Origin of the sequence: Rhizobium sp. SYY.PMSO, assembly GCF_046840415.1 — a bacterium.
GTDB lineage: Bacteria > Pseudomonadota > Alphaproteobacteria > Rhizobiales > Rhizobiaceae > Rhizobium.
In genome coordinates this window covers 3,058,530-3,071,485 of record NZ_CP177349.1, presented here as the reverse complement: position 1 = coordinate 3,071,485, position 12,956 = coordinate 3,058,530, and the positions used below count along the sequence as shown (strand labels likewise).

Below are 12,956 nucleotides of genomic sequence, written 5' to 3'. Positions count from 1 at the left end.
GACGGCCGCGTTTCAGCTCGATGGTGTAAAGCGTGCGACCAGGCTGTGGCGATCTCCCGGATAGGTGAGACGGACATGGGTGATCGGGCCGGCTGAGCTCCAGGTGCGCCGCTCGACCATGAGACAGGGCGTGCCCTTGTGAACGTCGAGGTTCGCGGCGGCGTCGCCTTCGGCGGCGACGGCGCGAATCTGGTGCTCGGCGGTGCTCCACGGCACCTGGTCGATCAGCCAGGGGCCGGGCGGCAATGTTTCGAAATCGGCTTTTGCCGCCTCGGGCACGGCATCCAGGTTGATGACGCGGTTTTCGAGGCAAAAGGGGCGCGGGCCGGCATAATGAATGCAGATGATCTCGATCACCGAAACCGAGCCGACGAACTGTAGCCTGTGTGCGTCTTCGGGCCGTCCGCGCCGTTCCGCAAGCTTTATCAGCTTGTGCGAATAGGGCAGGTTGAGCGACAGGACTTCCGACTTGATGTCGTGGATCTCCAGCACGGCCGATTGCGCCTGCGGATGCGTGACGAAACTGCCCGAACGCTTTCGCCGTTCGATCAGGCCGGCGCGGGCAAGCTGGGTCAAGGCCTTGTTCACCGTCATGCGCGAGCAGTCGTATTGTGCCGCCAGATCCATTTCGAATGGAATGCGATGCCCCGGCGGCCAGGCGCCGGAGACGATCTGGCCCTCGATATCGCTGAGGATGCGCTGATGCAGGGTCGCATCTTTGCTCGTGGTCATACCGCCCATCTGTTCTGTAAGAGACATGGGATTTCCCGCAAGTTATTTAGGGTTCTATCGATGGGAGGGAAAGCGCTTTTTAACCGATGAGTTCAGCCATCGCCTTGCGGAATCGCGCGGAGATTGCTTCTCTCTTCCGGTGACGGCCGCCCTCGACCCGCTTTTGGCCCAAGGTCCACACACCATCGACCCTCACGCCGCCGGCAAAGGTCCAGTGATCGAGAATACGATCGCCGGAAAGATGGGGCACTGCGCCGATGTCGAGGGAAACGATGTCGGCATGGTTGCCGACCGCAAGCCCCGCTTGCGCTTTCAGGGCGATGCCGCCACCCGCCAAAGCGCCGTCGAGCAGCATGCGCGCCGTCGAGCCGCCGGGGGCGGCGATGACATTGCGGGCGCGCAGTGCCAGACGCTGCGAATATTCCAGCTGCCGCAGCTCTTCCGGCACCGAGATCAGGATGTTGGAATCGGAGCCGACGCCGTAGCGACCGCCTTCCTCCAGAAAGAGCGGAGCGCTAAAGACGCCGTCGCCGAGATTGGCTTCGGTGATCGGGCAGAGGCCGGCAATGGCACCGCTCTTCGCCATGCGCCGGGTTTCATCCTCGGTCATGTGCGTGGCGTGGATCAGGCACCAGTGGCTATCGACCGGGGCATGGTCGAGCAGCCATTGCACCGGCCGGGCGCCGGACCATGCGATGCAGTCCTCCACTTCCTTTACCTGCTCGGCGACGTGGATGTGGATCGGACCGTCTCCGGCGATGGGCACCAGTTTTGCCAGTTCCTCCGGCGTAACGGCGCGCAGGCTGTGCGGCGCGATGCCGAGCTCGGCGCCCGGCAGGCGGCCCGTCACCGTGCGGCAGCCGGCCATCAGCGCTTCGAAGCTCTCGATCGAGTTGATGAAGCGCCGCTGGCCATCGATGGGAGCAGCGCCGCCGAAGCCGGAATGGGCGTAGAAGACCGGCAGCAGCGTCAGCGCAATGCCGGTCTCGGCGCTGGCGGCGCCGATGCGCTCGGCCAGTTCGGCAATGTTGGCATAGTGGCCGCCGTCCTTGTCGTGGTGCAGGTAGTGGAATTCGCCGACGCGGGAGAAGCCGGCCTCCAGCATCTCCATATAAAGCTGCGCGGCGACGGCCTCGACGTGATCGGGGGTCATCGACAGGGCGAACTTGTACATGACCGTGCGCCAGCTCCAGAAGCTGTCGTTCGCCGGGCCGCGCACTTCGGCGAGGCCGGCCATGGCGCGCTGGAACGCGTGGCTGTGCAGGTTCGGCACGGCGGGTACGAGAACATTCTGCCTATCGTCGCCGCCTTCGGGCGCGACACCTGTCGCAATGGCTGCGATGCGGCCGCCTTCCAGGGTCAATCGCACATTTTCGTGCCATCCGTCGCCAAGCAATGCCGTGCGTGCATGAAGTGTCGTCATGGTCTCACCCTTTTCTTTCGGACGCAGAGTCCAAAATCCCTCTTGTCAGCCTTTCGAATATGTATATACATTATGAGCGAGAGAGGAAAGGCGTAAAGCTGATGCATGGGAACAATTTTTCTGAGGATAGCATGGAAAGCGAAGCGACAAGCCGCGTATGGCGCAATGCGCGTCTCGCAACCCTGAAAGAGGGCGAGGCCCGGCTCGGCACGATCGAGAAGGGTGCGATCCTGACCCGGGGCGGCCGTATCGTCTTTGCCGGCAACGAAGCCGATCTGCCCGATACCTCCGGTGCCGAGACGATCGATCTCGAAGGACGCTGGGTTACGCCCGGCCTCGTGGATTGCCACACGCATATCGTCTATGGCGGCAATCGCGCCCGCGAATTCGAAATGCGGCTGGAAGGCGCGAGTTATGAAGATATCGCACGCGCCGGCGGCGGCATCGTCTCCTCCGTGAATGCGACGCGCGCGCTGTCGGTGGATGAGCTCGTCGCCGTTGCGCTGCCGCGCCTCGATACGCTGCTTTCCGAAGGCGTCACCACCATCGAAGTGAAATCGGGTTACGGTCTCAGCATCGAATCCGAACTCAAGATGCTGCGGGCAGCGCGCAAGCTGGCCGAGATCCGCCCCGTTCGCGTCGTCACTTCCTATCTCGGCGCGCATGCCACGCCGGCCGACTACAAGGGCCGCAATGGCGACTATATCGACGATGTCGTGCTGCCCGGCCTGAAGCAGGCGCATGCCGAAGGGCTGGTCAATGCCGTCGACGGCTTCTGCGAGGGGATTGCCTTCTCGACGACGGAAATCGCCCGCGTCTTCGATTGCGCCAGGTCGCTCGGCATTCCGGTGAAGCTGCATGCCGAGCAGCTCTCCAATCTCGGCGGCGCAAAACTTGCGGCTTCCTATGGCGCGCTCTCCGCCGATCATCTCGAATATCTGGACGAGGACGGCGTCAAGGCAATGGCCGCATCCGGCACGGTTGCCGTCCTGCTGCCGGGTGCCTTCTATGCCATTCATGAGAAGCAGAAGCCGCCGGTCGCGGCGCTGCGTCAAGCCGGCGTGCCGATCGCGGTTGCGACCGATTGCAATCCGGGCACGTCGCCGCTGACCTCGATGCTGCTGACCATGAACATGGCGGCGACGCTCTTCGGCCTGACCGTGGAAGAGTGCATCGCGGGTGCAACGCGCGAAGGTGCGCGCGCCCTCGGTCTGCTGTCCGAAACCGGCACGCTCGAAGCCGGGAAATCGGCCGATTTTGCCATCTGGGATGCCGAAAGCCTTGCGGAGCTTGTCTACCGCATCGGCTTCAACCCTCTCCATGCCCATGTCTTCAAGGGAAAAAGGTTCAACCGATGACCATCGTTCTCCATCCAGGCTCCGTTTCGCTGCAGCAACTGGCGGCGATCTACTGGACCGGCGAGCCGGCCCGGCTCGATGCTTCCTTCGATGCCGGCATTGCCAAGGCGGCCGCCCGCATCGCCGAAATCGCAGCCGGAAATGCGCCGGTCTACGGCATCAACACCGGCTTCGGTAAACTCGCATCCATCAAGATCGACGCCGCCGACGTCGCCACGCTGCAACGCAATCTCATCCTGTCGCACTGCTGCGGCGTCGGCCAGCCGCTGTCTGAGAATGTCGTCCGCCTGATCATGTCGCTGAAGCTGGTTTCGCTCGGCCGTGGCGCCTCCGGCGTGCGGCTGGAACTGGTGCGGCTGATCGAAGGCATGCTCGAAAAGGGCGTCGTGCCGGTCATTCCGGAAAAGGGTTCTGTCGGCGCATCCGGCGATCTGGCGCCGCTGGCGCACATGACCGCCGTCATGATGGGTCATGGCGAAGCCTTTTATGCCGGCGAGCGGCTCTCCGGCGCGGCGGCGCTCGACAAGGCCGGTCTCAAGCCGGTCGTGCTTGCCGCCAAGGAAGGCCTGGCGCTGATCAACGGCACGCAGGTTTCGACCGGGCTTGCGCTGGCCGGTCTTTTCCGCGCCCATCGCGCCGCCCAGGCCGCCCTCATTACCGGCGCCATGTCGACGGATGCGGCCATGGGCTCTTCGGCACCGTTCCACCCCGACATTCACACGCTGCGCGGCCATAAGGGCCAGATCGATACCGCCGCCGCCCTGCGCGGCCTGCTGGCCGGTTCCGTGATCCGTCAGAGCCATATCGAGGGCGACGAGCGCGTGCAGGACCCCTATTGCATCCGCTGCCAGCCGCAGGTGGATGGCGCCTGCCTTGATCTTCTGCGCTCCGTCGGCCGCACGCTTGAGATCGAAGCCAATGCCGTGACCGACAATCCGCTGGTGCTTTCGGACAATTCCGTCGTCTCCGGCGGCAATTTCCATGCCGAGCCGGTCGCCTTCGCGGCCGACCAGATCGCCATTGCCGTTTGCGAAATCGGCGCGATCGCCCAGCGCCGCATCGCGCTGCTCGTCGATCCCGCGCTCAGCTACGGCCTGCCGGCCTTCCTCGCCAAGAAGCCGGGCCTGAATTCCGGCCTGATGATCGCCGAAGTGACCTCGGCGGCGCTGATGTCCGAAAACAAGCAGATGTCGCATCCGGCTTCCGTCGACTCCACGCCGACCTCCGCAAACCAGGAGGATCACGTCTCCATGGCCTGCCACGGTGCGCGGCGCCTGCTCGGGATGACCGAAAACCTCTTCAACATCATCGGCATCGAAGCGCTGACGGCGGCCCAGGGCGTCGAACTGCGCGCGCCGCTGACGACGAGCCCGGAACTGACGCTTGCCATAGCGGCGATCCGCGCCGCCGTGCCTTCGCTGGACGAAGACCGCTACATGGCAAATGACCTGAAAGCCGCCGGAGACCTCATCGCTTCCGGCGCACTGAACGCCTCGATTTCAACTGACATCCTGCCCTCTTTGGAGATGTGACATGACCAACCCACGCCATAATATCCGCGAAATCCGCGCTCCCCGCGGTCCGGAGCTCAACGCCAAGAGCTGGTTGACCGAAGCGCCGCTGCGCATGCTGATGAACAACCTCGACCCGGACGTCGCCGAAAACCCGAACGAGCTGGTCGTTTACGGCGGCATCGGCCGCGCCGCCCGCACCTGGGACGATTTCGACCGTATCGCCGCGACGCTGAAGACGCTCAACGAAGACGAGACGCTGCTGGTGCAATCCGGCAAGCCGGTCGCCGTATTCCGCACGCACAAGGATGCGCCGCGCGTCCTCATCGCCAACTCCAACCTCGTGCCGCACTGGGCCACCTGGGATCACTTCAACGAGTTGGATAAAAAGGGCCTTGCCATGTACGGCCAGATGACGGCCGGCTCGTGGATTTATATCGGCACGCAGGGCATCGTGCAGGGCACCTACGAAACCTTCGTCGAAGCCGGTCGCCAGCACTATGACGGCAACCTCAAGGGCAAGTGGATCCTGACCGGCGGCCTCGGCGGCATGGGCGGCGCGCAGCCGCTGGCGGCGGTCATGGCCGGCGCCTGCTGCCTTGCCGTCGAATCCGACGAAACCCGCATCGATTTCCGCCTGCGTACCCGCTATGTCGACGAGAAGGCAAAGACGCTCGACGAAGCGCTTGCCCTGATCGACAAGTGGACGAAGGCCGGCGAAGCCAAGTCCGTCGGCCTGCTCGGCAATGCCGCTGAAGTCTTCCCCGAGCTGGTGAAGCGCATGAAGGCCGGCGGTCCGCGCCCGGATATCGTCACCGACCAGACCTCGGCACACGACCCGCTGAACGGCTATCTGCCGGCCGGCTGGACCGTTGCCGAACACAGGGCCAAGCGCGAGAGCGATCCGAAGGCCGTCGAAGCTGCCGCCCGCGCTTCGATGAAGGTGCATGTGGAAGCCATGGTCGACTTCTGGAACGCCGGCGTTCCGACGCTCGACTACGGCAACAACATTCGCCAGGTCGCCAAGGACGAAGGCTTTGAAAATGCCTTCGCCTTCCCCGGCTTCGTTCCGGCCTATATCCGCCCGCTGTTCTGCCGCGGCATCGGTCCCTTCCGTTGGGCTGCTCTCTCCGGCGATCCGGAAGATATCTACAAGACCGACGCCAAGGTGAAGGAACTCACCCCCGGCAACACCCACCTGCACAACTGGCTCGACATGGCGCGCGAGCGCATCGCCTTCCAGGGCCTGCCGGCGCGCATTTGCTGGGTCGGTCTCGGCGATCGTCACCGCCTGGGCCTCGCCTTCAACGAAATGGTCAGGAACGGCGAGCTAAAGGCGCCCGTCGTCATCGGCCGTGACCATCTCGACTCCGGCTCGGTCGCTTCGCCGAACCGCGAAACCGAAGCGATGAAGGACGGCTCGGATGCCGTTTCCGACTGGCCGCTCTTGAACGCGCTGCTCAACACCGCCTCGGGCGCGACCTGGGTATCGCTGCATCACGGCGGCGGCGTCGGCATGGGCTTCTCGCAGCATTCCGGCATGGTCATCTGCGCCGACGGCACGGATGATGCGGCCAAGCGCCTGGAGCGCGTTCTGTGGAACGACCCGGCAACCGGCGTCATGCGCCATGCCGATGCCGGCTACGACATCGCGCTTGACTGGGCCAAGCAGCAGGGCCTGCGCCTGCCGGCTATCCTGGGGAACTGAGATGAAGCTGCTACGCGCCGGTGACCACAAGCGCATGCCCTGGAAAAACGGCGGCGGGGAAACGGTGGAAATCGCCGTTTCGCCCGATGGCGCCGGGCTTGCCGAATTCGACTGGCGCGTCAGCATGGCGACCGTTGCCTCGGACGGGCCGTTCTCGGTCTTTCCGGGCATCGATCGCACACTATCCATTCTGGAAGGAGAGGGCATGACCCTCTTCATCGAAGGCCGCGCGCCCGAGCGCCTGACACAGGCAAGCGCGCCGCTTCCCTTTGCGGCCGATGCCCCGACATCGGCCACTTTGATCGACGGGACGATCACCGATCTCAACGTCATGACGCGGCGGGGACGCTTCAAGCATTCGGTGCAGCGTGTTTCGGTCGATGGAGCCGCCAAGCTCGCTCCTCGCGGCGGCATAATCCTTCTCCTTTGCCATCATGGCCATGCCGAAGTCGCCAATCTTTCGCTGTCCGCATTGGATTGCCTGCTTGTGAGCGCGGGTGGACAAGACGTAAGCGTCTCCGGAAAGGCGGAACTGTTTCAGATAGACATTCAGGCCATCCGTCTCCGCTAGGCGCGGATAGTGACCGAAGCGATGCGCGCGATGGAACGCCATCGCCATCCCGTGGGTGTCGGAGTGGCGCCGACCGAACCGGTCGGCCTCAATCCGAACTTCTTCGAGTTCGGTTGAATGGCTTGACACCCGAGCCTCCGTGCCGCTCCATTGGAAGCGGTTTCAGAGGAAGTTCCCATGAGCGACGATCCGATCCCCGCCGATAGCAAGCTCACCGCCTCCAAGCGCCGCTGGGCGGCGGAGGGCAGGTTTCTGACGGGGCGCATCAGCCGGCCGGAAACCGAGCGGCTGCCGCCAGGGCAGCATCTCGTGAAGAACTGGCCGGTGCTCGATCTCGGCGTGCAGCCGCAAGTATCCTTGTCGAGCTGGCGGCTCGATGTCTTCGGTTTCGTGGAAAAGCGGCTCAGCCTGGATTGGGCGGCTTTCCAGGCGATCGAGCAAAGTACCGGGATCAGCGATATTCATTGCGTGACGACCTGGTCGCGCTACGACAATCGCTGGGAAGGCGTTTCGACGCGCGATCTGCTCGATCTCGCCATGCCGACGCCCGAGGCGCGTCATGTGCTGCTGACGAGCTATGACGGCTACACCACCAACCTGTCGCTTTCGGACTTCGCGGCCGAGGATGCGATCCTGGCGACCGCCTGGGAGGGGCAGCCGCTGACCGGCGAACATGGCGGCCCGATGCGGCTCGTCGTGCCGCATCTCTATTTCTGGAAGAGCGCCAAATGGCTGAGCCGCATCGAGCTCATCGGCGCCGACAGGGCCGGCTTTTGGGAAAAGAACGGCTATCATATGCATGGCGACCCCTGGCGGGAGCAGCGCTATTCGAACGATTGATGCCGCGATGATGGGGGAGGCCGGGCGGCGTAGCCGACGAAAACGCGGCAAGGATCGCAATTTCTTATAGCGTCGCGCCGATTTTTGATGGCGCCGGCACAGGTTGCGGCTTTGCAAGCAATCGACATGGGCGTATTCAATGATCGTATGATTGTTGCCGGAACCGTCCGGCTCCCTTTGAACGCCATTCTCCGAAATTTGATGTCATGACCGTTGCCCGGACCACAGATCAGCCTTCCGAAGAAAGTTTCGGCCGGCAGTCCCGCATCATCGCTCTCGTCGTCGCCGTCTCCTTCTTCATGCAGATCCTGGACGGCACCATCGTCACCACGTCGCTGCCGCAGATGGCGACGACGTTCGGCGTCGAGCCGGTGTCGATGAGCATCGGCATCACGGTGTATCTGCTCACCATGGCCGCCTTCGTGCCGCTGGCCGGCTGGGCGGGCGATCGCTTCGGCGCACGACGGGTGTTTCTGGCGTCCATCACTATCTTCACCGTGGCTTCGCTGTTTTGCGGCTTCTCGGGCAATCTGACCGAATTCATCATCGCCCGCGCCGTCCAGGGCGTCGGCAGCGCGCTGATGACGCCTGTCGGCCGCATCATCGTGCTGAAGAACGCGCGCAAATCCGATCTGGTGCATGCCATGTCGATGATCACCTGGCCGGCGCTGACGGCCCCGGTCATCGGACCGGTGCTCGGCAGCTTCATCACCACCTATCTCACCTGGCACTGGAATTTTCTGATCAATATCCCGATCGGCATCGCCGGCCTGGGGTTGGTGCTGCGCTTCGTGCCGGACCAGCGGGAGGAAAAGGTCGCGCGGCTCGATTTCATCGGCTTTCTCCAATCGGCGGCGGGGCTGACCTTCCTGCTTGCCGGCCTCGAATTCGTGGTTCAGGGGACGACGGGGCTGGCGCCCAGCATCGGGCTCATTGCGGCGGGCGTGGTTTTTTCCGTCATCGCCACGCGGCATTTCATGAGGGTCGATGCGCCTTTGCTCGATCTTTCCGCCTTCAAGGTGCAGACCTTCGCCATGTCGACGCTTTCGGCCGGTACTGCGAGCCGGGTCGCGATCAATGCCACGCCCTTCCTGATCCCGTTGCTGTTCCAGGTGGGCTTCGGCCGCACGGCGATCGACGCCGGCACCTATCTGCTGTTCTATTTTGCCGGCAATCTCGGCATGAAGGCGATCACGACGCAGATGCTGAAGATCTTCGGCTTCCGCAACGTGCTCGTCGTCAACGGCCTGATCTCGTCGGCCAGCATCGGCGGCTGCGCTTTCCTGTCGCCTTCGACGCCGGATCTGCTGATATATTGCCTGCTATTCATTGCCGGCCTTTCGCGGTCGATGAACTTCACGGCGCTGAACACGCTCGGCTTTGCCGATATCCATGCCGCACAGCGCAGTTCCGCCTCGACATTGTCGAGCATGCTGCAACAGGTGTCGCTGCTGCTCGGCGTCGCCGTCGCGGCCGCCGTTCTCAATCTTTCACGCACGATTCATGGTGGGGAAACGCTCTCGCTTGTCGATTTTCACTGGGCTTTCCTCGTCGTTGGCCTTATCGGTGCCATCTCCGCATTGCGTTTCATCAGCCTGCCGCACGATGCAGGCGCAGAGGTATCCCGCCATAAAGTGAAGACCTGATCAAAACCCTCAAATTCTTAACGATATTGAGACGCAAGCCGCTGTAAAACCGGCTTGCCAGTTCCCATATGAATCTTGCGTCAACTCCCATAGGAGGCAGTCCCATGCTGCTCAAAACCCTCGCCATTTCCGCTCTCGTCGTCGGCATGTCCAGCGCTGCCATGGCGGAACCGGTGCACAAGCATCATCCCAAGCGCGTCGATGTCGAGGCGTTCCAGGCCGATGTAGGCAATGTCGACCATTCGAAGGACGCAATCCTTCCCGACGGCACGATCAATACCGATCCCTCGGTAACGGGCCCGATCCGCGCCGGCGACTCGATTTCCCGGCTGCAATGCGCCGCCGCCCCCAATTCTGTCGGCGCGCGCTCGAACACGTTTTCCGCTGGCTCGGCCTCGCTTTGCCCATAACGGCGAGGTTGCATCGGATAGCTCAAGCCAGTTCGATGTCCGTCCGATTGAACCGGTCGCTTTTCGATAGCAGCGGCTGGCGATAATAGCGGGCGCAGGCATACGTCATGCAGTCGTCAAGGCTGAGGCGCGCCGAATGGTCGCCCTGGCCGTAGCGTTCGTAAGCTTCGGTTGCCAAAATGGCGGCACGCGGCGGCACGGCGAGCAGCTGGATGTTCATGAGCTGCAGAAACGTGCGCACCGCTTCGCTGGCCTCGGTCGGCGATAGTCCCAAAACGGCGGACACCTGGATTGCGGCATGCGCGGCGGCCAGTGGCGAGGTCATTCGTGCCGTTGCCGGCTGCATACGGATCGCGAAGACCCGGGCCTCCTCCTCGTCGGTCATCATTGCCGACAGCACCGAAACATCGATGAACATTAAGCATCTCCCGTCCTGCCGGCGCCTTCACCCTTGGCGCTGGCCTTCTGTCTGAGGTTGCGGCAGAAGGCGACAGCGATATCGGCAAGGGCCGGTTTGGTCAGCTCTTCATCCAGCGCCTTCTGCAAGGCGAGCCGGACCGCCTCGGTCTTGGTGGAAGCTTTCGTCAGGGCCTGATAGCGCCGGGCCAGCCGATCGATGGCGTCATCCTTGATATAAAGCGGCATGGAATATCCTTCTCGTTTTCATGGATATCCTTAGGACGTATCCGCCGCGTGGGCAATCGCTTCCGGCATCGGCACGGGCTTCGCAGTTTACAGCGATATTTAAATGACGAACATCATCTAACGTGATAGCAATGGGGCAGAGGATACCGTTTGCTGACCGCGAGGAGATGTCATGCCGGCCATCGATCCCATCGTTATCGTTTCCGCCACCCGCACGCCGCTGGGCCGCTTCCAGGGAGAGCTTGCGTCATTGCAGGCGCCTGAACTCGGCGCGCATGTCATCCGGGCCGCGCTTGAGCGTGCCGGCCTTTCGGCAGAGAGGGTGGACGAGGTTCTGTTCGGCTGCGTTTTGCCTGCGGGGCAGGGGCAGGCACCGGCCCGTCAGGCTGCGCGCGGGGCCGGCCTGCCGGATGCCGTCGGCGCCACGACGATCAACAAGGTTTGCGGCTCGGGCATGAAGGCGACCATGCTGGCGCATGACCTTATTCTCGCCGGATCGGCCTCGATTGCGGTTGCGGGCGGCATGGAATCCATGTCGAATGCGCCTTATCTGCTCGCCAAGGCACGCGGTGGCTATCGCATGGGCCACGACCGTATCTTCGACCATATGATGCTCGACGGGCTGGAAGACGCCTATGAGAAGGGCCGCTCCATGGGCGATTTCGGCGAGATGGCGGTCGAGGCCTATCAATTCAGCCGCGACGATCAGGATGCCTACGCGGTCGAGACCCTGTCTCGCGCCCGCAACGCGCTCGAGACGGGTGCTTTCGAGGCTGAGATTACTCCGGTTTCGGTAACGGCGAAGGGCGGCCCCGTCATAATATCGAAGGACGAACATCCGCAGAAGGTCTCGCCGGAGAAGATCCCGACGCTGAAACCCGCCTTCCGCAAGGACGGCACGATCACGGCCGCCAGCGCTTCGGCCAATGCCGATGGCGCCGCTGCCCTCGTCCTGACGCGCCGCTCCGTGGCCGAGCGCGAGGGCTTGCCCATCCTCGCCGAGATCAAGGCGCATGCCACGCACAGCCAAGAGCCGGCCTGGTACACCACCGCGCCGATCCCGGCGATCCGCAAGGTGCTCGACAAGACGGGATGGAAGATCGGCGATGTCGATCTGTTCGAGATCAATGAAGCCTTCGCCGTCGTCGCCATGGCTGCGGCCAAGGAACTTGGCATTGCGCGCGACCGCCTCAACGTCAACGGCGGCGCCTGTGCGCTCGGCCACCCCATCGGCGCCACCGGCGCACGGCTGATCGTAACGCTGCTTCATGCGCTGGAGCGTCAGGGGGCGAGGCGCGGTGTCGCGGCACTCTGCATCGGCGGCGGCGAGGCGACGGCGATTGCGGTGGAGCGGGTTGGATAGATGCCTTTTCAGGCGCGCTTGCCTCATCGGCGCTGGCGAAACTGACCCGCATCCTAGCCTTCCCCCCTTTTGGGGGAGAAGCGACGACCGTGCCAGAGGTGAGCTTGCGGGAAATATCGTAGGCTATTGTCGCGTACCCCCTTCTCCCCTCGGGGAGAAGGTGCCGCAGGCGGATGCGGGGGGGGGCGCCAAGGGCACTAAGCCGATGGTCTGAGGCAATCAACCCCCTCATCCGACCCTTCGGGCCACCTTCTCCCCGAGGGGAGAAGGTATATGCCGCATCGACCGGGGCCTTATGCGGCAGCCCTGCTGCGAACGGGGAGGGATATTTTTCATGCAGCCATCCAAGCCGCCGCCCATTCTCACCCTTCCGAAAGCTCCTCCAAGATCGGGCAATCCGGCCGCTCGTTGCCGTGGCAGGCGTGAACCAGATGTTCCAGCGTGTGGCGCAGTTCCGTCAGTTCGCGGATCTTGCGGTCGATTTCGATGAGTTTCGCGCTGGCGATGTCCTTGACGTCGGCGCTGGCGCGGCTCTTGTCTTCATAGAGCGCCAATAATTGCCGGCACTCCTCCACCGAGAAGCCGAGGCTGCGCGAGCGATGAAGGAAGCGCAGCTTGTGCACGTCGTCGGCGCCATAGTCGCGGTAGCCGTTATTGCTGCGGTCCGGCCGGATCAGCCCGATATCCTCGTAGTAGCGGATCGTCTTCGCCGGAAGGCCGGAACGGCCGGATGCTTCGCCGATGTTCAT

The 12,956-nt window shown here is 63.4% G+C and carries 13 protein-coding genes; 8 read left to right on the top strand and 5 right to left on the bottom strand.

Features of this window, described 5'->3' with window-relative positions:
* Positions 1-12: 12 nt before the first annotated feature.
* The gene (hutC, locus tag ACJJVH_RS14935) at positions 13-732 is read right to left on the bottom strand and encodes a histidine utilization repressor (protein ID WP_113359187.1); all 720 of its coding nucleotides are present in this window, start codon (positions 730-732) and stop codon (positions 13-15) included.
* 79 nt (positions 733-811) lie between these two features.
* Complete coding sequence (locus ACJJVH_RS14930) at positions 812-2,155, bottom strand: formimidoylglutamate deiminase (RefSeq protein ID WP_412064250.1); 1,344 nt, start codon at positions 2,153-2,155, stop codon at positions 812-814.
* A 101-nt stretch (positions 2,156-2,256) separates the two neighbouring features.
* On the opposite strand from ACJJVH_RS14930, the gene hutI reads away from it, so the two are divergent.
* The 7 genes from hutI to ACJJVH_RS14895 all read left to right on the top strand — a co-directional run bounded on the left by hutI (position 2,257) and on the right by ACJJVH_RS14895 (position 10,199).
* On the top strand, positions 2,257-3,513 hold the full coding sequence (hutI, locus tag ACJJVH_RS14925) for an imidazolonepropionase (RefSeq protein ID WP_412064249.1): 1,257 nt from the start codon (positions 2,257-2,259) through the stop codon (positions 3,511-3,513).
* Positions 3,510-5,045, top strand: coding sequence for a histidine ammonia-lyase (gene hutH / locus ACJJVH_RS14920; RefSeq protein ID WP_412064248.1), 1,536 nt, complete (start codon positions 3,510-3,512; stop codon positions 5,043-5,045). The genes hutI and hutH overlap by 4 nt, the downstream gene beginning before the upstream one ends.
* 1 nt (position 5,046) lies before the next feature.
* Positions 5,047-6,732 (top strand): urocanate hydratase, encoded by a 1,686-nt coding sequence (gene hutU / locus ACJJVH_RS14915; RefSeq protein WP_113384883.1) that lies wholly within the window; start codon positions 5,047-5,049, stop codon positions 6,730-6,732.
* Between the two features lies 1 nt (position 6,733).
* Positions 6,734-7,303 carry a HutD family protein gene (locus ACJJVH_RS14910; protein ID WP_412064247.1) on the top strand — a complete coding sequence of 190 codons (570 nt, stop codon included), beginning with the start codon at positions 6,734-6,736 and terminating at the stop codon, positions 7,301-7,303.
* Between the two features lie 177 nt (positions 7,304-7,480).
* Positions 7,481-8,143 carry a sulfite oxidase-like oxidoreductase gene (locus ACJJVH_RS14905; RefSeq protein ID WP_412064246.1) on the top strand — a complete coding sequence of 221 codons (663 nt, stop codon included), beginning with the start codon at positions 7,481-7,483 and terminating at the stop codon, positions 8,141-8,143.
* A 206-nt stretch (positions 8,144-8,349) separates the two neighbouring features.
* Positions 8,350-9,789 (top strand): MFS transporter, encoded by a 1,440-nt coding sequence (locus ACJJVH_RS14900; protein ID WP_412064245.1) that lies wholly within the window; start codon positions 8,350-8,352, stop codon positions 9,787-9,789.
* 104 nt (positions 9,790-9,893) lie between these two features.
* On the top strand, positions 9,894-10,199 hold the full coding sequence (locus tag ACJJVH_RS14895) for a hypothetical protein (RefSeq protein WP_112796079.1): 306 nt from the start codon (positions 9,894-9,896) through the stop codon (positions 10,197-10,199).
* A gap of 22 nt (positions 10,200-10,221) precedes the next feature.
* Here ACJJVH_RS14895 and ACJJVH_RS14890 read toward each other — a convergent pair whose 3' ends face one another.
* Positions 10,222-10,617, bottom strand: coding sequence for a type II toxin-antitoxin system VapC family toxin (locus ACJJVH_RS14890; RefSeq protein ID WP_412064244.1), 396 nt, complete (start codon positions 10,615-10,617; stop codon positions 10,222-10,224).
* Positions 10,617-10,844, bottom strand: a complete 228-nt coding sequence (locus ACJJVH_RS14885) for a type II toxin-antitoxin system VapB family antitoxin (RefSeq protein ID WP_412064243.1) — start codon at positions 10,842-10,844, stop codon at positions 10,617-10,619. The genes ACJJVH_RS14890 and ACJJVH_RS14885 overlap by 1 nt, the downstream gene beginning before the upstream one ends.
* A gap of 172 nt (positions 10,845-11,016) precedes the next feature.
* Here ACJJVH_RS14885 and ACJJVH_RS14880 point away from each other — a divergent pair, with 172 nt between their 5' ends.
* Positions 11,017-12,207 carry an acetyl-CoA C-acyltransferase gene (locus ACJJVH_RS14880; protein WP_112796083.1) on the top strand — a complete coding sequence of 397 codons (1,191 nt, stop codon included), beginning with the start codon at positions 11,017-11,019 and terminating at the stop codon, positions 12,205-12,207.
* 362 nt (positions 12,208-12,569) lie between these two features.
* Here ACJJVH_RS14880 and cueR read toward each other — a convergent pair whose 3' ends face one another.
* Positions 12,570-12,956 (bottom strand): Cu(I)-responsive transcriptional regulator, encoded by a 387-nt coding sequence (gene cueR, locus ACJJVH_RS14875; RefSeq protein WP_113359069.1) that lies wholly within the window; start codon positions 12,954-12,956, stop codon positions 12,570-12,572.

What these genes read in the sequence shown, in the direction of transcription:
- hutH (WP_412064248.1), top strand. Translation starts at nt 3,510, where the DNA reads ATGACCATCGTTCTCCATCCAGGCTCCGTTTCGCTGCAGCAACTGGCG.
- ACJJVH_RS14930 (WP_412064250.1), bottom strand. Translation starts at nt 2,155, where the DNA reads ATGACGACACTTCATGCACGCACGGCATTGCTTGGCGACGGATGGCAC.
- hutC (WP_113359187.1), bottom strand. Translation starts at nt 732, where the DNA reads ATGACCACGAGCAAAGATGCGACCCTGCATCAGCGCATCCTCAGCGAT.
- ACJJVH_RS14890 (WP_412064244.1), bottom strand. Translation starts at nt 10,617, where the DNA reads ATGTTCATCGATGTTTCGGTGCTGTCGGCAATGATGACCGACGAGGAG.
- cueR (WP_113359069.1), bottom strand. Translation starts at nt 12,956, where the DNA reads ATGAACATCGGCGAAGCATCCGGCCGTTCCGGCCTTCCGGCGAAGACG.
- ACJJVH_RS14910 (WP_412064247.1), top strand. Translation starts at nt 6,734, where the DNA reads ATGAAGCTGCTACGCGCCGGTGACCACAAGCGCATGCCCTGGAAAAAC.
- hutI (WP_412064249.1), top strand. Translation starts at nt 2,257, where the DNA reads ATGCATGGGAACAATTTTTCTGAGGATAGCATGGAAAGCGAAGCGACA.
- ACJJVH_RS14895 (WP_112796079.1), top strand. Translation starts at nt 9,894, where the DNA reads ATGCTGCTCAAAACCCTCGCCATTTCCGCTCTCGTCGTCGGCATGTCC.
- ACJJVH_RS14885 (WP_412064243.1), bottom strand. Translation starts at nt 10,844, where the DNA reads ATGCCGCTTTATATCAAGGATGACGCCATCGATCGGCTGGCCCGGCGC.
- hutU (WP_113384883.1), top strand. Translation starts at nt 5,047, where the DNA reads ATGACCAACCCACGCCATAATATCCGCGAAATCCGCGCTCCCCGCGGT.
- ACJJVH_RS14905 (WP_412064246.1), top strand. Translation starts at nt 7,481, where the DNA reads ATGAGCGACGATCCGATCCCCGCCGATAGCAAGCTCACCGCCTCCAAG.
- ACJJVH_RS14900 (WP_412064245.1), top strand. Translation starts at nt 8,350, where the DNA reads ATGACCGTTGCCCGGACCACAGATCAGCCTTCCGAAGAAAGTTTCGGC.
- ACJJVH_RS14880 (WP_112796083.1), top strand. Translation starts at nt 11,017, where the DNA reads ATGCCGGCCATCGATCCCATCGTTATCGTTTCCGCCACCCGCACGCCG.